The sequence below is a fragment of the Ciceribacter sp. L1K22 genome (assembly GCF_017599385.1).
In the GTDB taxonomy this organism is placed as follows: Bacteria; Pseudomonadota; Alphaproteobacteria; order Rhizobiales; family Rhizobiaceae; genus Allorhizobium.
Genome location: NZ_JAGFPK010000002.1, coordinates 115,526 through 140,782 on the forward strand (window position 1 = coordinate 115,526; position 25,257 = coordinate 140,782).

At 62.0% G+C, this 25,257-nt stretch carries 23 protein-coding genes and 1 riboswitch; of the genes, 16 read left to right on the plus strand and 7 right to left on the minus strand.

Going from position 1 to position 25,257, the window contains the following annotated elements:
* Positions 1-96 precede the first annotated feature (96 nt).
* Positions 97-205, plus strand: a riboswitch (guanidine-I (ykkC/yxkD leader).
* A 73-nt stretch (positions 206-278) separates the two neighbouring features.
* The 9 genes from J5J09_RS18570 (at position 279) to J5J09_RS18610 (ending at position 11,477) form a co-directional block, all read left to right on the plus strand.
* Positions 279-1,352, plus strand: coding sequence for a putative urea ABC transporter substrate-binding protein (locus J5J09_RS18570; protein WP_208553723.1), 1,074 nt, complete (start codon positions 279-281; stop codon positions 1,350-1,352).
* Positions 1,353-1,417: 65 nt separating this feature from the next.
* Positions 1,418-2,236, plus strand: coding sequence for an ABC transporter permease subunit (locus J5J09_RS18575; RefSeq protein ID WP_208553724.1), 819 nt, complete (start codon positions 1,418-1,420; stop codon positions 2,234-2,236).
* The gene (locus tag J5J09_RS18580; protein ID WP_208553725.1) at positions 2,233-3,021 is read left to right on the plus strand and encodes an ABC transporter ATP-binding protein; all 789 of its coding nucleotides are present in this window, start codon (positions 2,233-2,235) and stop codon (positions 3,019-3,021) included. The genes J5J09_RS18575 and J5J09_RS18580 overlap by 4 nt, the downstream gene beginning before the upstream one ends.
* Before the next feature lie 40 nt (positions 3,022-3,061).
* On the plus strand, positions 3,062-3,889 hold the full coding sequence (locus J5J09_RS18585) for an urea amidolyase associated protein UAAP1 (protein ID WP_208553726.1): 828 nt from the start codon (positions 3,062-3,064) through the stop codon (positions 3,887-3,889).
* An 11-nt stretch (positions 3,890-3,900) separates the two neighbouring features.
* Positions 3,901-4,554, plus strand: coding sequence for an urea amidolyase associated protein UAAP2 (locus J5J09_RS18590; RefSeq protein ID WP_208553727.1), 654 nt, complete (start codon positions 3,901-3,903; stop codon positions 4,552-4,554).
* Positions 4,554-8,090 (plus strand): urea carboxylase, encoded by a 3,537-nt coding sequence (gene uca / locus J5J09_RS18595; RefSeq protein WP_208553728.1) that lies wholly within the window; start codon positions 4,554-4,556, stop codon positions 8,088-8,090. The genes J5J09_RS18590 and uca overlap by 1 nt, the downstream gene beginning before the upstream one ends.
* Positions 8,090-9,889, plus strand: a complete 1,800-nt coding sequence (atzF, locus tag J5J09_RS18600) for an allophanate hydrolase (protein WP_208553729.1) — start codon at positions 8,090-8,092, stop codon at positions 9,887-9,889. The genes uca and atzF overlap by 1 nt, the downstream gene beginning before the upstream one ends.
* 210 nt (positions 9,890-10,099) lie before the next feature.
* Complete coding sequence (locus J5J09_RS18605; RefSeq protein ID WP_208554441.1) at positions 10,100-10,666, plus strand: cytochrome b; 567 nt, start codon at positions 10,100-10,102, stop codon at positions 10,664-10,666.
* Positions 10,667-10,673: 7 nt separating this feature from the next.
* Positions 10,674-11,477, plus strand: coding sequence for a RibD family protein (locus tag J5J09_RS18610; RefSeq protein ID WP_208553730.1), 804 nt, complete (start codon positions 10,674-10,676; stop codon positions 11,475-11,477).
* Here J5J09_RS18610 and J5J09_RS18615 read toward each other — a convergent pair.
* The 4 genes from J5J09_RS18615 to J5J09_RS18630 are packed head-to-tail and all read right to left on the minus strand — an operon-like array spanning position 11,433 to position 14,571.
* Positions 11,433-12,224 (minus strand): class I SAM-dependent methyltransferase, encoded by a 792-nt coding sequence (locus tag J5J09_RS18615; protein ID WP_208553731.1) that lies wholly within the window; start codon positions 12,222-12,224, stop codon positions 11,433-11,435. The two genes, J5J09_RS18610 and J5J09_RS18615, sit on opposite strands and share 45 nt — an antisense overlap.
* On the minus strand, positions 12,221-13,264 hold the full coding sequence (locus J5J09_RS18620; protein ID WP_208553732.1) for a glycosyltransferase family 4 protein: 1,044 nt from the start codon (positions 13,262-13,264) through the stop codon (positions 12,221-12,223). Before J5J09_RS18620 ends, J5J09_RS18615 begins: the two co-directional genes overlap by 4 nt.
* Positions 13,261-13,659, minus strand: coding sequence for a 6-carboxytetrahydropterin synthase (locus tag J5J09_RS18625; protein ID WP_208553733.1), 399 nt, complete (start codon positions 13,657-13,659; stop codon positions 13,261-13,263). Before J5J09_RS18625 ends, J5J09_RS18620 begins: the two co-directional genes overlap by 4 nt.
* 6 nt (positions 13,660-13,665) lie before the next feature.
* Positions 13,666-14,571: a zinc-binding alcohol dehydrogenase gene (locus J5J09_RS18630; RefSeq protein ID WP_246746017.1), complete on the minus strand. Its 906-nt coding sequence runs from the start codon at positions 14,569-14,571 to the stop codon at positions 13,666-13,668.
* Positions 14,572-14,913: 342 nt separating this feature from the next.
* Between J5J09_RS18630 and ribA the strand changes: the two genes are divergently transcribed.
* From ribA to J5J09_RS18645, 3 genes are read left to right on the plus strand one after another with little or no spacing between them, the layout of a single operon-like run.
* A complete protein-coding gene (gene ribA, locus J5J09_RS18635; protein WP_208553735.1) occupies positions 14,914-16,014 on the plus strand; it encodes a GTP cyclohydrolase II RibA in 1,101 nt (366 codons plus the stop codon).
* A 7-nt stretch (positions 16,015-16,021) separates the two neighbouring features.
* On the plus strand, positions 16,022-16,795 hold the full coding sequence (locus tag J5J09_RS18640) for a CDP-alcohol phosphatidyltransferase family protein (protein WP_208553736.1): 774 nt from the start codon (positions 16,022-16,024) through the stop codon (positions 16,793-16,795).
* A complete protein-coding gene (locus J5J09_RS18645) occupies positions 16,792-17,544 on the plus strand; it encodes an FkbM family methyltransferase (RefSeq protein WP_208553737.1) in 753 nt (250 codons plus the stop codon). Before J5J09_RS18640 ends, J5J09_RS18645 begins: the two co-directional genes overlap by 4 nt.
* A 13-nt stretch (positions 17,545-17,557) precedes the next feature.
* Here J5J09_RS18645 and J5J09_RS18650 read toward each other — a convergent pair whose 3' ends face one another.
* Positions 17,558-18,481 carry a lysylphosphatidylglycerol synthase transmembrane domain-containing protein gene (locus tag J5J09_RS18650; protein ID WP_208553738.1) on the minus strand — a complete coding sequence of 308 codons (924 nt, stop codon included), beginning with the start codon at positions 18,479-18,481 and terminating at the stop codon, positions 17,558-17,560.
* A gap of 107 nt (positions 18,482-18,588) precedes the next feature.
* Here J5J09_RS18650 and J5J09_RS18655 point away from each other — a divergent pair, with 107 nt between their 5' ends.
* Positions 18,589-20,205 (plus strand): sulfatase-like hydrolase/transferase, encoded by a 1,617-nt coding sequence (locus tag J5J09_RS18655; protein WP_208553739.1) that lies wholly within the window; start codon positions 18,589-18,591, stop codon positions 20,203-20,205.
* Positions 20,206-20,210: 5 nt separating this feature from the next.
* On the opposite strand, the gene J5J09_RS18660 is transcribed toward J5J09_RS18655, so the two are convergent.
* Together J5J09_RS18660 and J5J09_RS18665 are read right to left on the minus strand one after the other, a co-directional pair.
* Complete coding sequence (locus J5J09_RS18660; protein WP_208553740.1) at positions 20,211-22,073, minus strand: adenylate/guanylate cyclase domain-containing protein; 1,863 nt, start codon at positions 22,071-22,073, stop codon at positions 20,211-20,213.
* Entirely contained in the window at positions 22,070-22,588 is a 519-nt protein-coding gene (locus J5J09_RS18665; RefSeq protein ID WP_348646490.1) for a FecR domain-containing protein, read from the minus strand. The genes J5J09_RS18660 and J5J09_RS18665 overlap by 4 nt, the downstream gene beginning before the upstream one ends.
* A gap of 117 nt (positions 22,589-22,705) precedes the next feature.
* Here J5J09_RS18665 and J5J09_RS18670 point away from each other — a divergent pair, with 117 nt between their 5' ends.
* The 3 genes from J5J09_RS18670 to J5J09_RS18680 all read left to right on the plus strand — a co-directional run bounded on the left by J5J09_RS18670 (position 22,706) and on the right by J5J09_RS18680 (position 25,255).
* Positions 22,706-23,398, plus strand: a complete 693-nt coding sequence (locus J5J09_RS18670; RefSeq protein WP_208553741.1) for a Crp/Fnr family transcriptional regulator — start codon at positions 22,706-22,708, stop codon at positions 23,396-23,398.
* Between the two features lie 124 nt (positions 23,399-23,522).
* Positions 23,523-23,918, plus strand: coding sequence for a hypothetical protein (locus J5J09_RS18675; RefSeq protein ID WP_208553742.1), 396 nt, complete (start codon positions 23,523-23,525; stop codon positions 23,916-23,918).
* Entirely contained in the window at positions 23,915-25,255 is a 1,341-nt protein-coding gene (locus J5J09_RS18680) for an MFS transporter (protein ID WP_208553743.1), read from the plus strand. The genes J5J09_RS18675 and J5J09_RS18680 overlap by 4 nt, the downstream gene beginning before the upstream one ends.
* The last annotated feature ends 2 nt before the right edge of the window (positions 25,256-25,257 follow it).

The following is a 25,257-nucleotide window of genomic DNA, read 5'->3' on the forward strand; positions in this document are numbered from 1 at the left end:
CTGCAAAACTGTGCAGCTCTGGGCCTGCCGGTACCGCAAAACACTAGAGTTCACTGCCTTCCTCAGTTTGGCATGAGGCTTGCTTCCTAGTGAGGCAGAGTTAGCCGCTAGGGTTCCGGCGCCGTCAGGCGTGGCTGGTCCGAGAGCGGCTACCGGCCGGGGAGATATCCGGCCGGGTGCACGGCGGGACAAAAGCCCGGGAGACCTCGTAAGCCAAGGGATTGGCACGATGGTCCATGCCGATCCCTTTTTGAGAAGAGCAAAAAGGGGAATTTCATATGCAGACTTTCAAGCGTTTTCTGTCGATCAGTATCCTTTCGGCCGGGATAGCCCTGGGGATGTCGACCGTTGCCCAGGCGGAGGCCAAGAAGGATTTCAAGGTCGCCTGGTCGATCTATGTCGGCTGGATGCCATGGGGTTACGCAGCCGAGCATGGCATCGTCAAGAAGTGGGCCGACAAGTACGGCATCACGATCGAGGTCACCCAGTTCAACGACTATGTGGAGTCGATGAACCAGTATACCGCTGGCGCCTTCGACGCGGTGACCCTCACCAACATGGACGGGCTTTCGATCCCGGCGGCCGGTGGTGTCGATACCACTGCTGTGATCGTCGGCGATTTCTCGAACGGCAACGATGCGCTGATCCTTAAAGACAAGGACAAGCTTGAGGACGTCAAGGGACAGACCGTCAATCTGGTCGAGTTCTCGGTGTCCCACTATCTGCTGGCGCGGGCTCTCGAGAGCATCGGCTCGAGCGAGCGGGACGTGACAGTGGTCAATACATCGGATGCGGACATGGTGGCTGCCTACGAGACAAGTGACGTCACCGCCGTCGTCACCTGGAATCCGCTTGTTTCGACAATTCTTGAAAACCCGACGGCCAAAAAAGTGTTCGACAGCTCGCAGATACCGGGCGAGATCATCGACCTTATGGTCGCGAACAGCGACGTGCTGAAGGATAATCCGGACTTCGGAAAGGCCCTGGCCGGCATCTGGTACGACACGATGGCCGTCATGACCGCCGACAGCGCCGAAGGAAAGACCGCACGGGAAGAGATGGGCAAGGCTTCCGGCACCGATCTCGCGGGCTTCGAGGCGCAGATGTCGGCGACCAAACTTTTCGACAAGCCGGCGGATGCCGTTGCCTTCACCGCTTCGCAGGATCTTCCGAAAACAATGGATCTGGTCCGGTCCTTCCTGTTCGAGAAGGGACTGCTGGGCAGCGGAGCCCCTTCCGCTGACGTCATCGGGATCGAGATGTCGGACGGTTCTGTTCTCGGCGACAAGGCCAACGTGAAGTTCCGCTTTACGACGACCTACATGGACGCGGCGGCCAAGGGCACGCTCTGATCTTCCCGGACGCCGGACACAAAAGGGTTCCGGCGTCCCCACCCCCTCACTGACCGGAGCCGCATATGCGCTGGATCAATGCACGCCCGAGCAATGGCGCCCGGCTGGCGCTGATCGTCACGCCGTTTGTGCTGACGCTGATCGCCTATGCAATGGGATCGGCCGCGCGCCTGGCGGAGAACCCAGCCGACAAGCTTCTCCCAAGTCTCGACGGTTTCCTCGACGCCATCGATAGAATGGCCTTCACCGCGGATATCAGGACCGGCGACTATCTCCTGTGGGTCGATACGGCAGCGAGCCTGATGCGGCTGTTCTCCGGTCTTGGCATCGCCACCGTGATCGCGCTTCTGCTGGGTATGCTCATCGGGATGCTCCCATATCTCCGGTCGCTTCTGGCACCCTATGTGGCTGCCGTTTCCATGGTTCCGCCGCTCGCGCTGCTGCCGATCCTCTTCATCATCGCCGGTCTCGGGGAAGCGTCGAAGATCGCCCTGATCGTTATCGGCGTCACACCCATCATGGTCCGCGATCTGGCAATGACCGCCACTGGCCTGCCGCGAGAATTGATCATCAAGGCCGAGACACTCGGTGGCTCGTCCTGGCAGATCGCCTTGCGCGTCGTCCTGCCCCAGATCCTGCCGAGGCTCATCACCACGCTCCGGCTGCAACTCGGGCCAGCCTGGCTGTTCCTCATCGCGGCGGAAGCAATCTCCTCGGACAGCGGCCTCGGCTACCGCATCTTCCTCGTCCGTCGCTACCTCTCGATGGATGTCATCTTCCCCTACGTGCTCTGGATCACGCTCCTCGCCGTGCTCGCCGATTGGCTGCTCGACCGGCTGCGTGTCTCCCTCTTCCCGTGGTCCGAGCTGGAGGCGCAGAAATGAGCGCACTGGCGGTGAAACGGGTCTGGAAGGAATATGGCGACCAGATCGTTCTGGAGGATGTCTCGATCGACATCGAATCCCGTGCCTTCGTTGCGCTGGTGGGACCATCGGGCTGCGGAAAGACGACGTTCCTGCGCATGCTGTTAGGCCAGGAACGTCCGACGCGCGGCGAGATCACGATCGATGGCCTGCCCCTTCCGCAGGAGCCGGGCCCCGATCGAGGCGTCGTCTTTCAGCGCTATTCCGTCTTTCCGCACCTGACGGTGCTCGGAAACGTGGTGCTCGGCAGGGAGATGCTCTCGGCACCCCTGACCGGGAGGCTGTTTGGCGCCGCGAGAAAGGCAGCCATCGATGAAGCGCGGGAAATGATCGCGGCCGTTGGCCTGTCCGGGTCGGAAAGCAAGTATCCCGCCCAGCTTTCCGGCGGCATGCAACAGCGCCTCGCTCTTGCCCAGGCGCTCATCATGAAGCCGAAGGTCTTGCTGCTCGACGAGCCGTTCGGTGCGCTTGACCCCGGCATTCGGGCGGAAATCCACACGCTTATGCGCTCCCTCTGGCATGCCAATCCGATGACGGTCGTCATGGTAACCCACGACATGCGTGAGGCGTTCACCCTCGCCACCCGGGTTGTCGCCTTCGAGCGCCCGCGCGACCGTCCGGAGGAAAAGCTTCGGTATGGGGCCACCATCACCCGCGACATCGCCATCTGGCCACCCCGCACGGCCGGCCAGGCATCCCTCATCAGACCCGACCGGGACGGCCCGGTTTCCCACAAGGGTCAGTAGCCGGGACGACCCGGGCAAGACGTCCAATGGAGATACAGAAATGCATATCCGCCGCTCAGCCGAGGAAATCGCCGCGAACCGCGCGCGCTACGAGGAGCATCAGAAAAAAGGCCTGGAATTTGCGCCCAAGTCACTTCCGGGCAGAAGCGCAAAGCCTGCGCCTGCCGTTGCCGATCATAAGATCGTGCATCAGGAGAGAATCCCTGGCGGCTGGTACTGGTGGACTCGAGTGAAGGCCAACGAAGTGCTGCGGGTCTCGCTGGACGAGGGATTTTCAACCGTTTCGCTGGTTGCGTGGAATGCGCTCGACCCGAGCGAACGGATGAACCTCCCGGATACGGTCAAGGTGCAGTGGACCACGGGTCTCGGAAAAGGCCGTGTGATCTTCTCCGATATGGGGAAAGTGATGTTCTCCATCGTCGAGGACAGCTCGGGGGCCCATGACTGCCTGATGGGTGGGTCGACCGCCGCGTCGAACGCAAAGAAGTATGCCGGAGCCAATGGCGCGACGCTGCGCAATACACGGGAGAATTTCGTGCTCGTTGCCACCAAGGCGGGGCTGGACAAGCGCGATATTCCGGCAGCACTCGCGCTCTTCGCGCCGGTTCGCGTCGATGCGGATGGCAAGTTCGAGTGGAAGGCTGATCTGGTCGGCGATGGCGACTACGTCGATCTTCGGGCCGAGATGGACATGATCGTCGGCTTCTCCAATTGCCCGCACCCGCTGGATCCGAACCCGGTCTATGGCCCCCGTTCCGTCACCGTAACGCGGATCGCGGCGAGCAAACCCGCTCTCGACGACCTGTGCCGGACCGCGACCGCCGAAGCCGTCCGCGGCTTCGAAAACAACGCGTTCGCGGCACTCTGAGGGAGGCAATCATGACCACATTCGTCCAGACTTCTCCCGCGCGCACGCTGCAGAACACAGTTCAGGATCACTACATCGCCGCAGAGGCGCCGTTTTCGACCTTCGTGAACAAGGGACAGGTGATCCGCATCGAGGATACCTATGGCCAGCAGGCCGTCGACACGCTGTTCTACAACGCCCACGACTTCTCCGAACGCTATTCCAGCCAGGATACGATGCGCGAGCAGGGGGCGGCCTACATCTCCACCGGTACAAAGGTGATCTCCAACGAAGGTCGGGTGATGCTGACGATGACGGCTGACAGTTGCGGCCGCCACGACACCTCCGCCGGCGCCTGCTCGTGCGAGAGCAACACGGTGCGTTTCGGCCACTACACCAAATACCTGCATGCCTGCCGCGACAACTTTGTCATCGAAGTCTCCAAGCACGGCATGAGCAAGCGCGACGTGGTGCCGAACATCAACTTCTTCATGAACGTGCCGATCGAACCATCAGGCGAAATGACGATCGTCGATGGCATTTCCGCGCCTGGCGACTATGTTGAGCTAAAGGCGGAAATGGACGTGCTTCTCGTCATTTCCAACTGCCCGCAGATCAACAACCCCTGCAACGGCTTCGATCCGACGCCGATCCGCGTTCTCGTCTGGGATGACGAGGCGATCTGATGTTCAGGAAAGTCCTGATCGCCAATCGCGGCGAAATTGCCGTGCGCGTCATCAAGACGCTGAAGAAAATGGAGATCGCGAGCGTCGCGGTCTATTCCGATGCCGACCGGTTCACAAAAGCCCCGATGATGGCGGACGAGGCAGTTCGCCTCGGCCCCGCAGCGGCCTCGGAGAGTTATCTGAACGTCGATGCCGTCATTGCTGCCTGCAACGAGACCGGGGCTGAGGCCGTACATCCGGGCTACGGCTTCCTGTCCGAGAACATCGGATTTGCCGAACGGCTAAGACAGGAGGGCATTGCCTTCATCGGGCCGACGCCGGAAAACATTTCGGTCTTCGGCCTCAAGCATACGGCGCGCGAACTTGCTGAAGCAAGCGGCGTCCCGCTGTTGCCCGGCTCCGGGCTTCTGGACACGGTGGACGCAGCGCTCACGGAAGCCGAGCGGATCGGCTATCCGGTCATGTTGAAATCCACGGCCGGTGGCGGCGGTATCGGAATGCAGCTTTGCGAGACGCCCGAGGCGCTTGCCGCCGCGTTCGACAGCGTCCAGCGCACCGCCACGGCAAGTTTCGGTGATGCACGGGTCTACCTGGAACGTTTCGTTGCAAAAGCCCGGCATGTCGAGGTGCAGATCTTCGGCGACGGCAGGGGACGGGTGATCGCGCTCGGCGAACGCGATTGTTCTTTGCAGCGCCGCAATCAAAAGGTCATCGAGGAAACCCCCGCGCCGGGCTTGCCCGATACGGTTCGCCAGCGCCTGCATTCCGCAGCCGTCGCGCTCGGTCGCCAGGTTCGTTACGCCTCGGCCGGGACGGTCGAGTTTATCTATGATCCGGCGCGAGAGGAATTCTACTTCCTTGAGGTCAATACGCGGCTCCAGGTCGAGCATCCGGTCACGGAAGCGGTGTTCGGCGTGGATCTCGTCGAATGGATGATCCGTCAGGCGGCTGGCGAGGACGTTCTGACGGGTAACGAGAACCTTGCACCCAAGGGCGCCGCTATCGAGGCGCGCGTCTATGCGGAGATGCCGCATGCCGGTTTCCGTCCGAGTGCCGGCCTTCTGACAGAAGTCATCTTCCCGGAGAATGTCCGCATAGACGGTTGGATCGAAACCGGCACGGAGGTGACGCCATTTTACGATCCGATGCTGGCGAAGGTCATTGTCTCAGGCGAGGATCGTGCCGCGGCCATCGCAGCCCTCTCGTCCGCGCTGGCAGGGACATCGATCTGTGGTATCGAAACCAATCTCGAATACCTTAAGGCGATTGCGGATTCCGATCTTTTCGCCAGCGGCGACGTGGCGACGACGGCGCTCAAGGATTTCCATTTCGTTCCGGACATTGTCGAGGTCATCGCCCCCGGCGCCCAGTCCAGCCTTCAGGAACTGCCGGGCCGGCTCGGCCTTTGGCACGTCGGTGTGCCTCCGTCAGGTCCGATGGACGACCGTTCGTTTCGCCATGCGAACCGGCTGGTTGGCAACCACGACGATACAGCCGCGCTCGAGCTCACGGTCAATGGACCGGTCCTGAAGTTCTTCTCTGACAGTGTCGTCGCGCTAGCCGGGGCCGAGATGCCGATGAAGCTCGACGGCGTTCCCGTTCCGCATGGCGCGCCTGTCAGGATATCTGCCGGACGGACGCTTTCCATCGGCGCCATCAACGGCCCTGGACAGCGCGCCTATCTGGCCGTCGCGGGTGGCTTCGATGCACCGGTTGTCCTCGGGTCGCGCGCGACTTTCGGGCTTGGGCAGTTCGGCGGCAATGCCACAGGGACCTTGCGGGCGGGGGATGTGCTTCGGCTTGCGCGAGCGACGCAGGCGGATGTGAAGCCGGCCGACGAACCGGCTTCACTTGCTCGCGAATGGTCGGTGGGGGTTTTCTATGGCCCCCATGGCGCTCCGGATTTCTTTGTCGATGACGATATCGAAACCCTATTCTCCACCGACTACGAAGTACACTTCAACTCGGCCCGCACCGGTGTGAGGCTGATCGGTCCAGCGCCGAAATGGGCGCGGCGGGATGGCGGGGAGGCGGGTCTGCACCCCTCCAACCTCCACGACAATGCCTATGCGATCGGCGCGATCGATTTCACCGGCGACATGCCGATCATTCTCGGCCCCGATGGTCCCAGCCTCGGCGGTTTCGTGTGTCCGGCGGTGATCGCGCGCGACGAGCAATGGAAGATGGGGCAGTTCAAGCCGGGCGACAAAATTCGGTTCCGTCCGGTCAGGCGGATCGGCGATCCGCTGGCCGGACCCGTGGTCGCGAGGCTCGCCGAGGAAGTCGGTTCCGCGGTGGTCGGATCGAGTGACGATGGTCCCGTCCCCGTGGTCTATCGTCGGCAAGGCGATGACAACCTGCTGGTCGAATATGGTCCGATGCAGCTCGACATCGGCATCCGCATGCGGGTTCACCTGCTGATGCAGGCGGTTCATGCGGCCAAGCTGCCGGGTCTGATCGACCTGACACCCGGTATCCGCTCGCTGCAGATCCACTATGACGGTGCCGTGCTTTCGCGGACAAGACTGATCGCGCTGCTCGCCGATCTCGAACGCAACCTGCCGGATGTCGCGGATGTCAGGGTGCCGAGCCGCACCGTGTGGCTGCCGCTGTCGTGGAACGATCCGCAGGCCGAGCTGGCCATGAGGAAGTATCAGGAGCTGGTACGACCCAATGCGCCTTGGTGCCCCTCCAATATCGAGTTCATCCGCCGCATCAACGGCCTTGCCGACGAGCAGGCCGTCAAGGATACGATCTTTGATGCCTCCTACCTCGTGATGGGCTTGGGAGACGTCTATCTCGGCGCGCCAGTTGCGACACCCATCGATCCCAGACATCGTCTGGTGACGACCAAGTACAATCCGGCACGGACGTGGACGCCCGAAAATGCCGTCGGCATCGGCGGGGCCTACATGTGCATCTACGGAATGGAAGGGCCGGGGGGATACCAGCTCTTCGGGCGGACGATCCAGATGTGGAACACATGGCGGCAGACCCCGGTTTTCGGACCGGGCAAACCTTGGCTGCTCGACTTCTTCGACCAGATCCGCTTCTTTCCCGTCTCGCATGAGGAATTGACAGAGGCGCGCGCCGCGTTTCCGCACGGAGGCTACCCTGTCCGCATCGAGGACGGCACATTCTCGTACGCGGACTACCAGACGGAAATCACCAACAATGCCGCCGGTATCGCGGCCTTTAAACAGAGCCAGCAGACGGCTTTCGAGGCCGAGCGGCGGCGATGGAAGGAGCAGGGGCTCGACAGTTTTCAAGTCGACGACGGTTCCGGACCGGGGCTCGCCAGCGATGTTCCGGAGGGTTGCTTCGGGGTCGAAAGCGCCGTTCCCGGAAATGTCTGGAAACTGTTGGTCGAGGAAGGCCAGACCGTGCAGGCTGGCGAAACGCTTGCCATAATCGAGTCTATGAAGATGGAAATTGCCGTAACCGCCCATGCATCCGGACGTGTCCGGAACCTGAGGGCGGGACCGGGCAGGACTGTAAAGGCCGGCGATGTCCTGGTCATATTGGAGGATATTTGATGCTACCAGCCATACTCGATCTCACCGCTGTCAAAGCGGCATACGCCACGGGCCTGACGCCCCTGCTGATGGCCGAGGAGATCATAGCCAGGCGCAATGCCTCCGACGATCCGGCGGTCTTCATCACCGCGACGTCTGACGACGATCTACGCTCTGCTGCAAGGGCTCTGATGGAACTGGCTCCTGAGCCGAACAGTCTTCCCCTCTGGGGAGTCCCGTTCGCGGTCAAGGACAACATCGATGTTGCGGGTCTCCCGACAACAGCGGGGTGCCCCGCATATGCCTACACGCCGGAGACGGACGCGACCGTCGTTGCCCGTTTGAAGGCGGCAGGTGCGATCGTCATCGGCAAGACCAATCTCGACCAGTTCGCCACCGGTCTCAACGGTACCCGGTCCCCGTATGGCGCACCGCGCTCCGTATTCAACAAGGACTATGTTTCGGGCGGGTCTTCCTCGGGCTCCGCGGTCACGGTCGCGTCGGGCATGGCGAGCTTCGCGCTCGGCACCGACACCGCCGGCTCCGGTCGTGTGCCGGCTGCCTTCAACAACCTCGTCGGCATCAAGCCCACGCCGGGTCTCGTCCCCAATGTCGGCGTCGTTCCTGCCTGCCGCAGCGTCGACGTGGTCACGGTGTTCGCCGCCACTGTCGGCGATGGCGTGGCAATCCGCAAGGTGATGGATGGGGTCGACGCCGGCGACCCCTATTCACGCCCGGCTTTGCCCGCAAGCCTGCCTGCTTCGGGGCTGCGTATCGGCGTTCTCGACGAGGCCGAGCGGGAATTTTTCGGCAATACGGATTACGAGGCGATCTATGACGCGGCGATCGAGCGGGCAAGATCGCTGGGTGCCACCATCGTCCCGTTCGACTATGCGCCATTCCGTCAGGCCGCGGAACTTCTCTACAACGGTCCCTGGGTTGCCGAACGCCTTGCCGCGGTGAAGGATTTCATCGCAACCAACGCGGACGACTTCGATCCGACCGTTCGCACGATCATCGAGGGCGCGCGGGGTTATGACGCCGTCGCAGCCTTCGAGGGCCAGTACAGGCTCGGCCATCTGCGCCAGAAGACGCTCGGAGAATGGGCCAAGGTCGACGTGCTGATGCTGCCCACCTCGCCGACGACCTACACCGTCGAAGCGATGATGGCCGATCCGATCGTCAAGAACAGTCATTTCGGCCGTTACACCAACTTCGCCAACCTCTTCGGCTACGCGGCGATCGCCATCCCCGCAGGTTTTGGTAGCAACGGCCTTCCTGCCGGCGTGACGCTCTTCGGCCCTTCCTTCTCCGATGACGCCTTGGCGCCTTTCGCCGATGCGATGCATCGCGCGGTCGCCTGTGGCATGGGCAAGGACCGTGCGGCGGTGCTTCCTGAAAGTGCCAAGGTGTCCGAGGCCGAGGACGGGCTTGTCACGATCATGGTGGTCGGCGCGCATCTCACAGGCATGCCACTCAATCACGAGCTTACCGGTCCCGGAGGCAAACTGGTGAAGTCCTGCCGCACTGCTGGCGACTACCGTCTCTTCGTGCTGCCCAATACCACGCCGCCAAAGCCGGGACTGATCCGCGAACCGGGATTTGCCGGCAAGGGGCTCGAGGTCGAAGTGTGGAAGGTGCCGGCTGATGTCTTCGGCCGCTTCGTGCAGAACATTCCTGCTCCGCTCGGCATCGGCAAGGTGACCCTCGATGACGGCAGCCAGGTTTCCGGTTTTCTCTGTGAGCCCTACGCTATCCAGGGGGCGCAGGAAGTCACCGAACTCGGCGGTTGGCGCGCCTACATCGCCTCGCGCAAGTAGATGGTCGGGGCGGAGAGACTTCTCTCCGCCTCCCTTCCATGGTTGACGCTCAAACGCCTTAGCGCTTGCCACCTGTGCTCTTCGTCACATGCACGGGCGATCCAGACGGATTATCTTGCGTAGAACTGATAATTAACTGCGCAACCAGCTTTGGCTTCTCCCGTTCAGCGGAGATGCGAGGGCGCTCCTGTGGAGAAGATCGTGACCAAGATGACCGACAATCTTTCGCTGTCCGGCGTCGTTTCACCTACCGATGCTGTCATCAACGTTCAGCGGTATCCGGCGACGTCCCGTATTCTTCACTGGATCGTCGCTGCGCTGGTGCTGGCCACCTGGCCTCTCGGCTTCTTCATTCAGTTCACGAAGCAGCAGGTGACGCTCGACTTCTACATGATCCATGAGAGCTTCGGTTTTCTGGCCTTGTGGTTGATGCTGCTGCGCGTCGGCAACAAGCTGATCGCCCGGCCGCCCCATCCGGAGGGTCCGGCCGTCGAGCGGATTGCGGCTGCCACGGTCCACGGACTTCTCTACGCGTTCCTGATCATCATGCCCGTCAGCGGGTTCCTGGCGACCAACGCCCATGGGTTTCCGCTTGTCTGGTTCGGGCTGCTGCCCGTGTGGAGTCCGATTGGCAAGACACCGGACATCGCCTGGACGCTGTCTGCGATCCACGCATGGAGTGCATGGATCCTTTTGCTTCTCTTTGCGTTGCATATCGGTGCCGTGCTGCTTCATCATGTGATCAAGCGCGACAATACGCTCTACAGGATACTCTAGGCTTTTCATGCGCAGCATCGACATGACAGAAGCGACGTGGAACCGGCTGCTTGCATTGCGGCAGGGGAAAGTTGCGGCCATGCCGGCAGACGATGCCTATCGACTTTACGCTCCGATCGCCGGCGCACGGCGGCAGTTCGTCCTCGCGCAGGTCGGGCAGTCGCTGGACGGACGCGTGGCAACACCGGCAGGCGACGCCCGAGATGTGTCCGGTCCGGATGGCCTTGCACATCTTCATCGCTGTCGCGCTCTGGTCGACGCCGTCATCGTCGGCATTGGAACGGTAAAGGCCGATGATCCGAAGCTTTCCGTTCGGATGGTCTCCGGACCGGCACCTGTGCGGGTGGTCATCGACTGCCATGCCGATCTCAGTGGTGACGAGGGCCTTTTCCATGACGGTGGTGCGCCGGTGATTGTTTTCCGCAGCTCGACTGTGAAAGCTCATTCGCTACCCGCTTCAGAGGTCATCAGCCTGCCGCAGACGAGTTCGGGACTGGATCCCTATGACATCCTTGATGCGCTGGCGCGCCGCAATCTGCTGCGCGTGCTTGTCGAAGGCGGAGCCAGAACGATCGCTCGGTTCATCGACGCCGGGCTTGTTGACCGCCTGCATGTCGCCATCTCACCAATCATCATCGGATCCGGACCGTGCGGCATCATGTTGCCGCCGATCGAGCGTCTCAGCGGCGCGCATCGCCCCAAGGCCGATGTCTACAGCCTTGGCAGCGACATTCTGTTCGATTGCCATTTCGAACGTGACAATCTCTCAGGCCGGCAAAGCGAGCAGATCCTTGTGGCCAACCCGGGATGAGCTGCCGGGTTCCGTGATGGCATCCATCCGATAGGCCAGCCACTCGTCTACACGATCCTCAGCCGTTCCGGAGATTTCGAGGATTGGTTGACGCAGGCCCTTCAGCAATTCGCGTTGAAGATCGCCGAAGGTCGCGTCGAGAACCCAGGGGCTGTCTTCAACCTTCACGTCGAAACCTTTTGCCTTGAACACGCGGACGAGGCAATCCGTAGCATCAGGTCCAAGCGCCCGCCCGAAGCCCTTGTCGGTGCGCTGGTGATCATTGAAAAAGCCTACCATCTGTTCGTCGAGCGGATGGGTAACGGACCAGCGCATGATGCCGTCGTAGTTGAGTGCCGCGTATAACCCGGTGCCTGACGCCGCCAGCCTGTCGGCAACGGTACGACAGAAATCTTCCGAGCAGAGGTCAAACACGGCGGATGCGGTCATCACGCCGATACCCTCCAGTGGCAGGCCGTCCAGGTCGTTGAGATCGTGCTGACGGAACCGCACGCGATTATCGGTTCCGATCCGCCGGGATGCTTCTTTCAAGAGGGTCTCGTCATAATCGAGCAGAAGCCAGTCGATTCCGGGCAGGCGGGAATTGAGGCCGCGCCAGGTCGAGCCCGTTCCGCAGCCGATGTCCATGATGCTGCGGGTTTGTCTTTTCGCCAGATGCGTTGCAAGACTGCCTACGAGCCCAGCATGGCGCGCGGCGTGGTCGGCGGGTTCGCGGAGCGCCAGCCAGTCCTTGTCGAATCCGCTCATGGCACCATCCTCAATGTGTTCGATATAATCTCTGCGGTCGTGTCCCATCCCGGTAGTTGAGCTCCAGCGCGCCTGGATGCTTCCGCCTTCTGCTTCCTTAACGGAATATCGGCAATGAGGCTCCGCAGTGCTTCGGCGAATGCATCGACATCGTCGACAGGCACGAGGAGTCCTGCCTCGTCGGGCACAACGTCCGGCACGGCACCGGTTCTGCAGGCAACGATCGGAAGCCCCTGCGAAAGCGCTTCGGCGAAGACCATCCCATACCCCTCGTAGCGGCTTGCGAGGGCGAATATATCGGCCTTGGCCAGTTGCTCCCGCGTGTCGGCGCATTCACCGGCGAGCGTTATCCGTTCCGCGAGACCGGAGACGTCCAGCTGACGCTTCAGGCGCTCGGTCGTCGAAGGATTGAGCGTGGGACTGCCGATGATCGTGGCGCGCCAGTCGAGATTCTCAAGCTGCCTCAGGGCGGCGATGAGGATATCGTGGCCCTTTCGAGGCGTAAGCGTACCAATCGAGAGAATATGCGGGGGGCTACCGTCGCCGCGCGCGGCGGGCGCCGGGGCCGTCCCGGGAAGGGCAACGGTTATCCGTGCACTTTCGACGCCATAGGATGCGTTCAGCTCCCGCGCTGTCATCTCGGACGTCACGAGCACGTGGCGAACCACGGCGAGAGCCCTCCGCTCACTCTCGCGAAGCAAAGCCTGCTCGCGTTCGTGGATACCCGTCTCCAGCGCGAGAGGGTGATGAACGAGGGCAACGATCCTCAGCCGCCGTGCCTCTCGGACCGCCCAGTCGTCGAGCACCCCAAAGGCCAGTCCGTCGATCATCACGAGCGTGTCGTCCGGCAGGTTCGACAGGCGCCGTTCGGCGTCCGCTTTGACCACCGCCGATGGCGCAGGAAAACCCTCGCCAAGCGGAAGGGGTGCCACGGACCAGCCTATCTTTCCCAAGCCGTCGATCACCCGCCTGTCGTAGGCATAGCCCCCCGTGTTGAGTGCCAGGTTGCCGGGGTAGGCGAAGACGAGGCTTTGGCTCAAAGGTCCGCCTCGTACCAGCCTCGCGCGGCGTGCGATTCATGCAGAGTGACTCTAAGCCGGCAGATCCGGTGACTGCCGGGTCCCAGCCGCTTGTCTGCCACGGCGCGAGCGAGCTCGTCGAAGATGTGCTTGGCGATCACCTCTGTCGTGGAGACCTTGCCGGCGAACACCGGCAGCTCGTCCAGATTCTGGTAGTTGAGTGGCTTCAGCACCTCGCCGAGAACGGTTGTCGCGGCGCCGATATCGACCGCCAGGCCATCCTCGTCGACGTCGCGCGTGAAGAACGCAGCGTCAACGACGAAGGTCGCGCCATGCATACCCTGTGCGGGACCAAAGACGGGGCGGGGGAGGCTGTGGGCGATCATGATGTGATCGCGGACTTCAACTGCAAACATGGGGTCTCACTCTTCGTAACAGATACGGTGGCAAAGGGTATTTGGATCGGCAATGATCCTCGGATAGTCGGCTTCAAGGTCGGCGAAGCGGGTTTCGCCTGACACCAGAACGTCGAGACGGTCGTCCCGAAGAAGATCGAGCGCCTTGCCCAGCCGGCGCGCATAGCTCCAGCGGACGCGCCGGTCTGGCGGCACCGAACCAACCTGGGAGCTGGCGATCGTCAGCCTGCGCGCGTGGAAGGCGCCGCCCAGCGGCAGGCTGACCGGCTTGTCGCCATGCCAGCTCGCCTCGACGATCCGCGCCTCCTGGCCGGCGAGTTCGATCGCTTGAGCGAGAGCTTCCCCGGAACCGGAGGCGTTTACCAGGACGTCGAACTTTCCCGAAGCGTCTTGGCTGCGAGCGAAATCGAGGTCCAGTCCCGCAGCCAGCCGCCGGCGTTCCGGATTGCTGTCGATGAGCAGGACCTCCGTGCCGACGATGCGGGAAGCGATATGGGCGACCAGTGTTCCCACCACACCGGCACCGAACACCGCGACGCGGTCGCCCGGCAGTATGGTGGCGTCCCAGACGATGTTCAGTGCCGTTTCCATGTTGGCTGCCAGAACGGCCCTGGCGGTCGGCACACCCTCGGGGATGACGATCACGGACGCGGCATCGGCCACGAACATGTCCTGATGCGGGTGAAGACAGAAGACCGCCTTTCCAACCAGCGATGCCGGGCCTTGCTCCACCCTGCCAACCGCCGAATATCCATACTTCACCGGAAACGGAAAACTCCCCGCCATGTGTGGGCCGCGCATCCGATCGTATTCGCTCTCAGGGACCTTCCCTGCGAAGACGAGGCTTTCAGTGCCCCGGCTGATGCCAGAGAACATCGTCCGTACAACAACCTCGTGCGGAGCCGGCGCCAAGACCTGTTCCTCGCGTAATACGCATTCACCTTTCGCCGGGAACCACAAGGCTCGGCTGTTCGCGCGCGGATCGATCTGCCGCTTTGTCTCCAATGTGGTGCTTCTCCTGAGGCCAATCCGCGAATGGGTGACGAGAGTATCGTCCCGGCACTGGTCATTGTCATTGCAAAACGCCAGATAGGGCGTCTGATGCTTTGTGCAAATCATCGAGCGATATTTACATCAACGTGTTGCCTTTGGTGTGTCGTCCGTCACCTCGCCGGATCAAGTTGAAGGCCTAGAGTGATCCGACGATGCGCTCCGCACGTAGGGGCTATCGTGAAAAATTTCGGAGAATTTCAAATGTCTGACAGCGTCGGTTTTGAGTTTGTCTCGTCTGAGGTGAAGGTCGAGCGCGCGGTCGCCGAACTCCGGTTCGGCCGGCCTGTGGTTCTCAGCGACGGCGATCGGCGGATCGCGGTCCTTGCTCTGGACAGCGCCAGCCCATCACTCTTCGAGCAGTTCGCTGTCGCCGCCGAAGGGCGGCATTCCCTGTTCCTCACATCGCATCGGGCAACGCGGCTTTTCTCCAAAGTATCAGGGGACGTTTCCATCCCGCTTGACGGCGTATCCTTCGATGATGCCTCGCGGTTGGCCTACGGTCTCGACGCGAAAGCCCCGCAAATCTGGCATCCGGCGCCTGAATTGATGGGCGCTGCCGCAGAGATCGCGCGGCTCGCGCTGCTGCTGCCGCCGATGGTTTGCGCTGACATCAACGGGTTGGAGCAGCGCTTTGCGGGCTGCTGCTCGCTGCACACTGCCGACTTCCTCCGAGCCGCCCCGGCCCGGCAACGTTTCGACACGGTCGTGCGCACGCGTGTGCCGTTGCGCGACCTTGGCGATTCAGAGTTCGTCGTCTTCCGCGGCGGGCTGGCGCAGAAGGACCAGGTGGCCATCATTGTTGGCAAACCCGATCTTGCTGCGCCCGTTCCGATCCGCATTCATTCGTCTTGCATCACCGGCGATCTCTGCGGCTCACTGAAATGTGACTGCGGCGACCAGCTGCGAAACGGTCTTCATTCGCTGAAGGCGATGGGCGGTGGCGTGCTGCTCTATCTCGACCAGGAAGGTCGCGGCACCGGCATTGGCGCCAAGATGCGGGCCTACGGCTATCAGCATCTTGGGCTGGACACGATCGATGCCGATGCAGAACTGGGTTTCGGCAGCGATCATCGCCGCTATGAAGCCGCCATCGCCATGCTTGAACTGCTCGGCATCTCGAAGGTAGTCGTTTTCACAAACAATCCGACAAAGATCGCGGCTCTGTCCCAGGGCGGGATCGAGGTGCACAATCGGTTCGCGGTCACGGGCGAGGTCACGGCGGAAAACGAAGGTTATCTCCGGACCAAGCGTGCGCGTGCCGGTCACATGCTTGATATCGAAACGCTGATCGCCGCGGAGTAAGGCAAACATGCCGTCGTCAAGGAAGTCGTCATCATCCCATTCGGCGATTGCCGGCGATCACTCGCCGGCACTGCGAAACAGCGCGCTCACCGTCCTGGGGTCGATTTTTGTCGTGGCCATGCCCGGCTATGTGCTGACTGCTTCCCACTTGTCGCTCGGCATCCTCACTATCGCGGGTGCAGCCATCCTGTTGCTGATCATATTCGCCCTGGTCGTGGCCGGACTCAGATATCACCGGTTTGAGCGGTTCGGCTTCGCCAACACGGTGACAGCAATTCGGGCAGCCCTTGTCAGCATGGTCGCCGCGGTGGTGTTGTTCTCCGACATTCCCCGCGGCGCGATGCTCTGGTCGCTTGTCGTCATCGTTCTCGCGGCATTGGCTCTGGATGGTGTCGATGGATATCTTGCCCGTCGCTATCGACAGGAATCGGAACTCGGTGCGCGGTTCGACATGGAGATCGATGCACTGCTGATCTTCTGTCTCGCCGTTGCGGCTTTCCTTCTCGGAAAGGCGGGCCTTTGGGTGCTGCTCATCGGTGTCATGCGGTATGCCTTCGTGCTGGCGCAGTATCCCCTGCCGCGCCTCAAGGATCCGCTGCCGCCTTCGTACCGGCGTAAACTCGTCTGCGTGATCCAGGTTTCCGTGCTGTGCATCATTCTCGTGCCCGGTATCGATCCGCCTGTCTCGTCTTGGCTTGCCGCAGCCGCACTCCTCCTGCTGACCTACTCGTTCGCGGTTGACAGCTATTATCTACTGCGCCCTCGGGAGCATAACGCATGAACGCGATGCAGCGGCTTGACGTGGCTGCCGGTGTCGCCCGCTCCTTGTTGATCTACTATGGGCAACCATGGCGCCGCTTGCAGTTGAGGCGCCACTACGGCGAACTCATTTCTTCTGGCGATCTCGTGTTCGATATCGGCGCCCATGTGGGCAGTCGTACCCAAACGCTCCTGTCACTGGGTGCGCACGTGGTCGCGGTCGAACCTCAGCCGGTTTTTGCCGATTTGTTGAGCCGGACGCTGGGGACCCGCCTGAGAGGTCTCGAGCGCATCGCCGTCGGCGCCGAGGAGGGTGAGGTCACCCTTCGCATATCGAGCCGGCACCCGACGGTAACGACCATCTCCGATCGCTTTGTTGACCGCGTCAGCAATGCGACCGGTTTCAGGGGCGTCGTGTGGGATCGGGAGATAAGAATGCCGATGACCACGCTTGATCATCTGATCGAGAAATACGGGCTTCCGGCATTCTGTAAGATTGATGTCGAGGGCGCGGAAAGCGATATCCTCCATGGTCTGTCTCAACCGATCCGTCTCATTGCCTTCGAGTACATCCCGGCGCTGCCGGACGTCGCCCGCGAAGCGATCGATCGTCTGCTGCAACTCGGCAACTACCGGTTCAGACGGGTCGTCGGCGAACAGCACCGTTTTGTAACCGAGACCTGGGTCGATCGCGCAACGTTGTTGCGGGATGTCGAAAGACTTCGTGCGGAAGACCCGTCAGGCGATATCTATGCTCGCCTCGAAGCGTGATGGACTGGACGTCTTAGTTTCCGCGCCGCGTCCCCGGAAGCAGGGTCGCACCGGCCGCGAGAAGGCCGGGAAGCGCAGTGCCCGCAAGCGAGAAGACCCCATAGAGGAGGCTTGCGGCAAGGCCTTCCGCACCCGTGAAGCCAAACAGTGGCCAGAGCGCGGCTGCCGCCGCCTCCCGTGTTCCCCATCCGCCAATGCCGATGGGGACGAGCATGGTCAGCAGGCAGAGCGGAATGATGGTGACCGCGGCGATCGGCGGCAGAGTGGCGCCGACGGCGTCGGAAGCCAGCAGGAATGTGGCCACGTAGGTTCCGACGATCAGGGAGCTGAGGCCTACCTGCACCACCATCGCCCCCCCGCTCCAGAAAACCGCCGACAGGTCAGGGCCGAAGCGCCTGAGCCTTCTTCCTATCGATCTCCTGAAAACAACGGTCGCCACGGACACGACTGCGGCTGCGGTCAGAAGAAACCATATAATCTTGGAGGCCTCGAGCGGCAGTTGCTCGGGGATCAATATCAGCCATGCTACCAGCCCGATGAAGGACAGCAGGAAAAACGCCAATTGTCCGGACAGGCGTTCCAGCGCGACGGCGGCAGCGGCGCGTTTCCACGCGCCGGTTTCCTCACCTTTGACGCGATAGACCCTCGCGGCATCACCCGCTATGCCGCCCGGCAGGATCTGGTTCATCACGCTGCCGAGATAGTATTCCCTGATGGCGAGACCAATCGGGATGGGGTGGCCAAGACGGGCGGCAGTAAAGCGCCAGCGCAAGGCGGATGCCACGATCTGGATCTGGACGATCACGAGGGCGGTGACAACATGGCCCACTGGCACATTGGCAAGCGCGTTGATCACGCCTGCAGGATCGACAATGAGGAACACGCCTGCGACAAGCGCGAGGCCGGCGATGATAGAGACGACTTTCAGCCTGTGCATGGCTTGTTCCGGGCAGGCGGGGCGTTCAACGTGCGAGTTCCCTCGGGCTGTCGTTGGGGAGAATGAGGTACATGCATTTATACGCATCCGCCAATCGATCGGATACCATGCGGAGACAACGCGCGTTCCTCGCTTGTGTCGTATTCATCGTGATCGGCTTTTTCGCCTGTGTGATGCCTGATTATCCGCAAGGTGTGCGGTTCGACGCATTTATTCGCTTTCCGCTCGAGGTTCCGTTGGTGGCGCTTGCCCTACTTCTGGCGCCAAGACGTCTGGCGCAGGTCTTGGCGGTTCTTGCCACGATCGCCGTCTTTTGTCTGCTGTTTCTGAAAATCGCCGATATCGGTGTGCTCTCCGCCTTCCAACGTCGTTTCAATCCCTATCTCGACATCAAGATGATGGCGGACGGGTGGAACCTGCTTTCCGGGTCCGTGGGACGTCCTGGCGCGCTGGCTGTGGTCGGTCTTGTCGCTTTCGGCATCGGCTTGCTGCTTTGGGCGTTCTGGTGGGCTTCCACGATGCTAGGGCGTTTTCACGGTGGATTGAGGACCGTGTCGATCGTCGCGTTCGGGGTGATCACGGGGCTGGGCGTCGCCTTGATCGCTGCCGGCCCACGCGCTGGTGCAGCCAATATCGCAGAGCTGCGTCAGGTCGGCTATCTCGGCGACCGTCTGTCCCTGGTGGCCCGTTCCGTGGAAGACATCCGCGTTTTCGAGACCAGCCTCGCGACCGGGGTCGGGCGTTCCGATGCGGCAGACCTCTTCGGCTCCATCGAGGGCCGCGACGTGGTTCTCGTCTTCATCGAATCCTATGGACGGAGCGCGATAGACGACGCTCGGTACGGCACACTCATCCGCCCCCGACTCGATGCGATCGGGCGTCAGCTCGAAGCCGCCGGTTTCGCTTCGGCAAGTGGTTGGGCGCTTTCACCGACGGTCGGGGGACTGAGCTGGCTCGCTCACGGAACCTTGCTGTCCGGGCTCTGGGTCGATAGCCAGGCGCGTTACGACCTGCTGATGCGTAGCGACCGACCTAGCCTCAACCGCCTGTTTCGCGATGCCGGATGGCATACCGTGGCGGTAATGCCGGCGATCACCATGGACTGGCCCGAGGCGGCCTATTATGGCTACGACGAGGTCCTAGCCGCCAAGGATCTCGGATATCGGGGGAAGCCTTTCAACTGGGTGACCATGCCGGACCAGTTTACGCTCTCGGCTTTCGAGCGCCTTGCGCGGCGTCCGGGGGAGGAAAACCGGAAGCCGGTCATGGCCGAGATCGCGCTGATCTCAAGCCATGCGCCCTGGACACCGGTGCCGCGGTTGATCGACTGGTCCCAAGTCGGCGACGGTACCGTCTTCAACCAGCAGGCAGAATCCGGGGACAGCCCGCCGGTTGTCTGGTCCGATCACGAGCGGGTCCGGCGCCAGTATGTCGAGACGATCGACTATGCTCTTGAAACGCTGGGCGACTACATCGCCCGCTTCGGGAAGGATGCCGTTTTCATCGTTCTTGGGGATCACCAGCCGGCATCGCTCGTGACCGGGCCGGATGCATCGAGAGCCGTTCCGGTCCATGTGATCAGTCGGGACGCGGATCTCGTGAAGCGGTTTCTGCCCGAGGGTTTTTCACCCGGCATGATCCCGCAGGCGCATGCCACGGAGGGGAGCATGGATCGGTTGCGCGAGCGGCTGATCAGGAATTTCAGCGCGCCACCGGCTCCCTGATCCGATCACAGTACGAGACGTTCCGCCTGCCGTTCGGCTTCCGCGACCGACCACAGGGCCACGTCGACCGGCTGCCTGCGCCCTCTGATGGCGATGGTGTCCAACGGGGGTTGGGGAGAGAGTATCACCCCCCCGGACACCGCTGCTCTCACGACGTCCGCCGAAAGGGCGACAGCTGCTTCCCGTGACCGAGCGATGTCCAGCAGTCGGCTTGCGACATTGACGCAGTCGCCGGTGGTGGCGATTTGCTGGTGACCCTCGTGACCCAGACGGGAGAGAACGACGGCGCCGTAGTGAACGCCGACGCGGACCGCCTCGATCCCCCGGACCACATCATCGGTGACAAGCCGATGTCGAACCGCGCTCAGCATCGTGAACGCCGCCGCCACCGCATTGGCTGCATCTCCGGGATTCCCGTCGGGAATGCCGAAACCGACCATGACGCCGTCACCCATGAAATCCATCACGAGGCCGTTTCTCCGTTCGGCTTCTTCGACGACGATGGTGTGGAATGACTTCAGCAGATCGCGGGTAGAGCGTGCTCCGATCCTTTCGCTCAACCCCGTATAACCGGCGAGATCGATGAACAGGATGGCGGCTTGCTGCTCCCGCGGCTCCAGCAGGAACCCCGGATCTTCAGCGATGCGCCGTGATATTTTCGCGGATTGAAACCGCCCGAGCGCATCCTGCGCCATCGCCATGCGGCGCATGGATCTGCGGTCGAAGACCTGGCGGAGAACAGTCAGCGCCGCCACGGCCGGCACGCTCGCCACGATCGGCAAGGCGCCGTTCAGCCAGAAGACGTGTGAGAAAGCCATGCTGATGACGGCCAGCCAGGCGAACAGGAGGATAGCTGCGACGGCCGATCCCACCGCGAGAGGCAGAAACGCTACGGCAGCCATGCCCGCAAGGGTAATGACAACGGCTGCTGTCACGTCGATCCGGCGGATGGTTTCGTTTCGTCTCAACGAGGACCCGTCGAGGAGATTGGCGACGCCGGTGGCAAGCACCTCGACGCCTGGCAAGATCGGATCGAACGGCGTGGTGAAGCGATCGCCGACGCCGGTCGCGGTGACGCCAAGCATTACGAGCTTTCCCGACAGACCTTCCACCGGCGCAGGTTCCCTCAAGATCTCGAGGGCGCTTATCGTCGTGATCGTTTTGCCAGGGCCATAGTAGTTAAGCGGCAGGTGCCAGCCGATGTCCAGAGGCAATTCACCGGAGCCAAGTCGAAGGCCGGAGGCAGTCAGTGGCGGCATTTCTCCGGTGTACAATCCGTAGGCCCTGAGCACGATGGAGGGCATAGGTCCGCTACTAGTGTCGAAAACCATGGGGACATGTCGCGGAGTGCCGCCTGCATCTGCTGCGACGTTCACCAGTGCGGTGTTGGCCGCGGCGGCCAGTTTCGAAAGTGGGGTGAGCGTATCTCCTGGCGCCGGAACCGCGCCGGCCGCGCCCTCGCCAATTTCGAACTGCGCGGCGGCGGCAATTACCGCCGGAAACCGCGCAAGAGCATCAGCCAAAGCCGCGTCGGCCTCTGGGTCCGTTTCCCCGACCAGCAGCATGTCGATCGCAAGCGCCCGCGCGCCGGACAGCCTTATCCTGTCAACGATATCCGCTAGTGTTCCACGGTCCAGGGGGTAGCGGCCGACAGCGGTGATGGTGGGGTCGTCGATCACGACGATGGCGACATCGTCCGGAGGCGGGCGGCGTCCCACCCAGCCGATCCTGGCGTCCAGAAGCGTCGTTTCCAGCCTGTCGATCGGACTGGCGGCGCCTGCCAGATGTATAGCCCCAAGCACCCCTGCCCATGCCGCGCCGACGATAAGGGCCGCGGCGATGACACCAAGCGGCAGGCTCGTCTTCATCGCGCGAAGCGTGCGAGGAGGTCGTCCACCCGTTGCTGACCCCAGGTCCGGACGACCAGCGGCTGACCGTCAGAGACGTCGACACCCTCGCCGGGCGCGAGCGTTACCGGGTCGGACCCGTCACGGCGGGATACGACGACTTCGCCCCTGATGACGAAGACGGCGGTCTTTTCCGCCGTCACGTCGACGGCGTAGGCAGTGCCTCGTACCGCGGCGATTGCGTGCGGCGTCAATATCTGGAACGGTCCGCTGCCAGGCTCCACCTCGATGAGTGTTGCCTTGTCCGACAGGTTGGCTGCGGCGGGTCGTGTGGCGCCGTTCTCGTCCGTCAGTTCAAGTCCGGCGGCGGCTTCCGCCTCCAGAACCAGCCCGTTGGCGCAACGGTAGATGACACGCGGGGGATCGCTTACATCCTCGCGTTCGCAGCCATTGTTCTCTTGCGCGACGGCTTGCGGTATTGCCGGTGAAAGAAGGGCAAAAGTCATCAGCAAAAGTGCGTAAATCGAATTTTTCACGGGCGTCTCGCAAAGTTGCTTGTCAATATTTCCCTTTATCGATTTGCAATTCGGGAATGTCAATTTACCAGTAGGCGGAGGTTAATCCGGCGGGCGAGCGAGAGCAGGACATTCGGCATGGCTGACATCGACAAGGAAAAGCTTCTCGCCAAAAGTTTCGTCTTCAAGGCGCTCGACGATGAAGGGCGGCGCGATCTTGCGGCGTCCACTCACGTCAAAAAGTTCTCAACCGGCGAGATCATCTTCAATGCCGGAGCCCCGGGACAGAGCATGATGGCGATCGCCGAAGGCATCGTGCGCGTCGAGCTGGTCACGCCGACTGGCCGGGACGTCATTCTCAACGAGTTGCGGAGCGGCGATGTCTTTGGCGAAATCGCCTTGCTCGATGGTGGCGAACGATCCGCCACCGTCCGGGCCGTGAGCAATACCACACTGGTGGTGCTGGAACGCCGCGCGCTTATGGATGTCCTGCAGCGGAAGCCGCAGCTTTCGATCCGGTTGATCGAACTTCTGTGCGAGAGGGTCAGGCGGTCCGACGAGCGTATGGTCGAAATCGCGTTCATGGATTTGCCGACCCGGCTGGCGCGCCTGCTGCTGCGCCTGTCGGTCACGCATCCCGCAAGCGAGCAGTCTCCGGCATCTCGGCTTTCGCTATCCCAATCGGATATGGCGAAGATGATTGGCAACACCCGGGAGAACGTGAACCGTTGTCTGCGCAAATGGCAGGAGAAAGGCCTTGTCGATCTCAAGGATGGCTGGCTTATCCTGCACGATCGGCAAAGGCTCGTTGCCCTTGCTGAAGATGAATAGGCGACGTTTCGAGGCGGCCGGCCATTGCAGCGGGAACATCCGATAGCCGCACGGCAGCACTTCCATTGATCCACTCACCGTCGAGCGGCGTTACATCCTTGGCAAGCAACCAAGGAGCAGGATCATGAAAGCAGCAAAGATATTGTTGGCATCCGTTATCGCTGTGCTTCCTCTACAGACTGCGGTCGCGTCCGAGCTTTCGGGGGGTGAGGTCAAGGAATTGATCGCCGGAAAGACGGTCCGTCTCGATACGCCTCTCGGCATCAAGCTCCCGCTGCGATACCGCACCGACGGTGCGGTGGCTGGCGATATCTCCGGCTTTTCCATGGCAAGCATGTTCGCTCCGAAGGAGGAGGGACGCTGGTGGGTGGACGGGCAGCGTCTCTGCCAGCAGTGGCCGACCTGGTACAAAGGCCGCACCTTCTGCTTCACCATCAAAAAGCTGGATGGAAACCGGATCTCCTGGCAACGTGACGACGGAGCGACGGGCACGGCGGTGATCTCCGGCGCAGCCCAATGACGAGACCGAGCAGGGTCTCGCTGTTTTTCTACGCGCTTCCCGCCATCCCTCTCGCAGCGATGGCGCTTCCCTTCTACGTGATCGCGCCGACGTTTTATGCGGAGCAACTCGGCGTATCGGCCGCCGGACTCGGGGTCGTCTTGCTGCTGATCCGGCTTTTCGACGCCATCAGCGACCCACTTGTCGGCTATATGGCGGATCGGGTTTCATCCGCCTATGGTCGCAGGCGCGCGGTCTTTCTTGTTTTCGCGCCTGCCGCGGCATTGGCATCCTTCATGCTTTTCTGGCCGCCCGTCGATGCAGGCCTCGGCTATCTAGCTCTGTGGGGCCTGTTGCTTTCCCTCTGTTACACCGGTGTTACGCTGCCCTACACTGCCTGGGGAGCGGAACTCTCCACAGAGTATGCGGGGAGGACCGTCGTGTCCGCCTTCCGGGAAGGCGCGACACTGATCGGCACTCTCATCGCCGTCGTTCTGCCCTTCGTTGTGGGCGTCGATCAAGCCGAGGGTCTGCATGGGCTGGCGGTCCTCGCGATCGTGCTGGCAATCTTCACCCCGTTGCTCGCCGGGCTGGCGGTGTGGAAAACGCCGGAGCCTGAAAATCTGTCCCGACGATCACTGGGGTTGTGGGAAGGGCTACAGTTTCTGGGCGCGAACAAGGCTTTCCTCAGGCTGATCGGCGCCTTTTTTCTCAACGGTTTTGCCAACGCAATCCCCGCGACGCTGTTTCTGCTTTTCGTTTCGGAAAGGCTCGGTGTCGCCGAATTGCGGGGACCGCTTCTGCTGCTCTACTTCCTGTGTGGCGTTATCGGCGTCCCGGTCGCCGTGGCGACGGCGGCGCGGTTTGGAAAGCATCGCAGCTGGTGCGGGGCCATGACGCTTGCCTGCGTCATCTTCGCCTTTTCCGGCCTTTTGCAGGAGGGTGACGTGCTGGCTTTCGCCGTTATCTGTGCGGCGACGGGGTTGCTGCTGGGCTTCGACCTGACGCTTCCACCGGCCATACAGGCCGATGTGATAGACCTCGATACGCTCCGCTCAGGCGAACAAAGGACGGGGATCTACTTTGCCGCCTGGGGGCTTGCGACCAAGCTTTCACTCGCTCTGAGTGCCGGTGTCGTTTTCCCGATCCTGGAATGGTCCGGTCTCGATCCGGGGAGCAGCAATCCCCAGATACCCACCGCGCTGTTTGCCCTCTCGTCGCTCTACGCATGGCTGCCGATCCTCCCGAAGCTCGCGGCGATCGCGCTGATGTGGAATTTCCCGATCGCCATCGACGATCAGCGCGGCCTGCGCGAGGCGCTGGAAAATGCGCGGCGCCAGGAAAATTCGGCGATGTGACT

Excerpts from the sequence above, each read along its gene's own strand:
- J5J09_RS18655 (WP_208553739.1), top strand. The coding sequence starts at position 18,589 with ATGCGGAGACAACGCGCGTTCCTCGCTTGTGTCGTATTCATCGTGATC.
- J5J09_RS18580 (WP_208553725.1), top strand. The coding sequence starts at position 2,233 with ATGAGCGCACTGGCGGTGAAACGGGTCTGGAAGGAATATGGCGACCAG.
- J5J09_RS18645 (WP_208553737.1), top strand. The coding sequence starts at position 16,792 with ATGAACGCGATGCAGCGGCTTGACGTGGCTGCCGGTGTCGCCCGCTCC.
- J5J09_RS18640 (WP_208553736.1), top strand. The coding sequence starts at position 16,022 with ATGCCGTCGTCAAGGAAGTCGTCATCATCCCATTCGGCGATTGCCGGC.
- J5J09_RS18585 (WP_208553726.1), top strand. The coding sequence starts at position 3,062 with ATGCATATCCGCCGCTCAGCCGAGGAAATCGCCGCGAACCGCGCGCGC.
- J5J09_RS18625 (WP_208553733.1), bottom strand. The coding sequence starts at position 13,659 with ATGTTTGCAGTTGAAGTCCGCGATCACATCATGATCGCCCACAGCCTC.
- J5J09_RS18610 (WP_208553730.1), top strand. The coding sequence starts at position 10,674 with ATGCGCAGCATCGACATGACAGAAGCGACGTGGAACCGGCTGCTTGCA.
- J5J09_RS18570 (WP_208553723.1), top strand. The coding sequence starts at position 279 with ATGCAGACTTTCAAGCGTTTTCTGTCGATCAGTATCCTTTCGGCCGGG.
- ribA (WP_208553735.1), top strand. The coding sequence starts at position 14,914 with ATGTCTGACAGCGTCGGTTTTGAGTTTGTCTCGTCTGAGGTGAAGGTC.
- J5J09_RS18650 (WP_208553738.1), bottom strand. The coding sequence starts at position 18,481 with ATGCACAGGCTGAAAGTCGTCTCTATCATCGCCGGCCTCGCGCTTGTC.
- J5J09_RS18615 (WP_208553731.1), bottom strand. The coding sequence starts at position 12,224 with ATGAGCGGATTCGACAAGGACTGGCTGGCGCTCCGCGAACCCGCCGAC.
- J5J09_RS18680 (WP_208553743.1), top strand. The coding sequence starts at position 23,915 with ATGACGAGACCGAGCAGGGTCTCGCTGTTTTTCTACGCGCTTCCCGCC.
- atzF (WP_208553729.1), top strand. The coding sequence starts at position 8,090 with ATGCTACCAGCCATACTCGATCTCACCGCTGTCAAAGCGGCATACGCC.
- J5J09_RS18670 (WP_208553741.1), top strand. The coding sequence starts at position 22,706 with ATGGCTGACATCGACAAGGAAAAGCTTCTCGCCAAAAGTTTCGTCTTC.
- J5J09_RS18605 (WP_208554441.1), top strand. The coding sequence starts at position 10,100 with ATGACCGACAATCTTTCGCTGTCCGGCGTCGTTTCACCTACCGATGCT.
- J5J09_RS18660 (WP_208553740.1), bottom strand. The coding sequence starts at position 22,073 with ATGAAGACGAGCCTGCCGCTTGGTGTCATCGCCGCGGCCCTTATCGTC.
- J5J09_RS18675 (WP_208553742.1), top strand. The coding sequence starts at position 23,523 with ATGAAAGCAGCAAAGATATTGTTGGCATCCGTTATCGCTGTGCTTCCT.
- J5J09_RS18575 (WP_208553724.1), top strand. The coding sequence starts at position 1,418 with ATGCGCTGGATCAATGCACGCCCGAGCAATGGCGCCCGGCTGGCGCTG.
- uca (WP_208553728.1), top strand. The coding sequence starts at position 4,554 with ATGTTCAGGAAAGTCCTGATCGCCAATCGCGGCGAAATTGCCGTGCGC.
- J5J09_RS18590 (WP_208553727.1), top strand. The coding sequence starts at position 3,901 with ATGACCACATTCGTCCAGACTTCTCCCGCGCGCACGCTGCAGAACACA.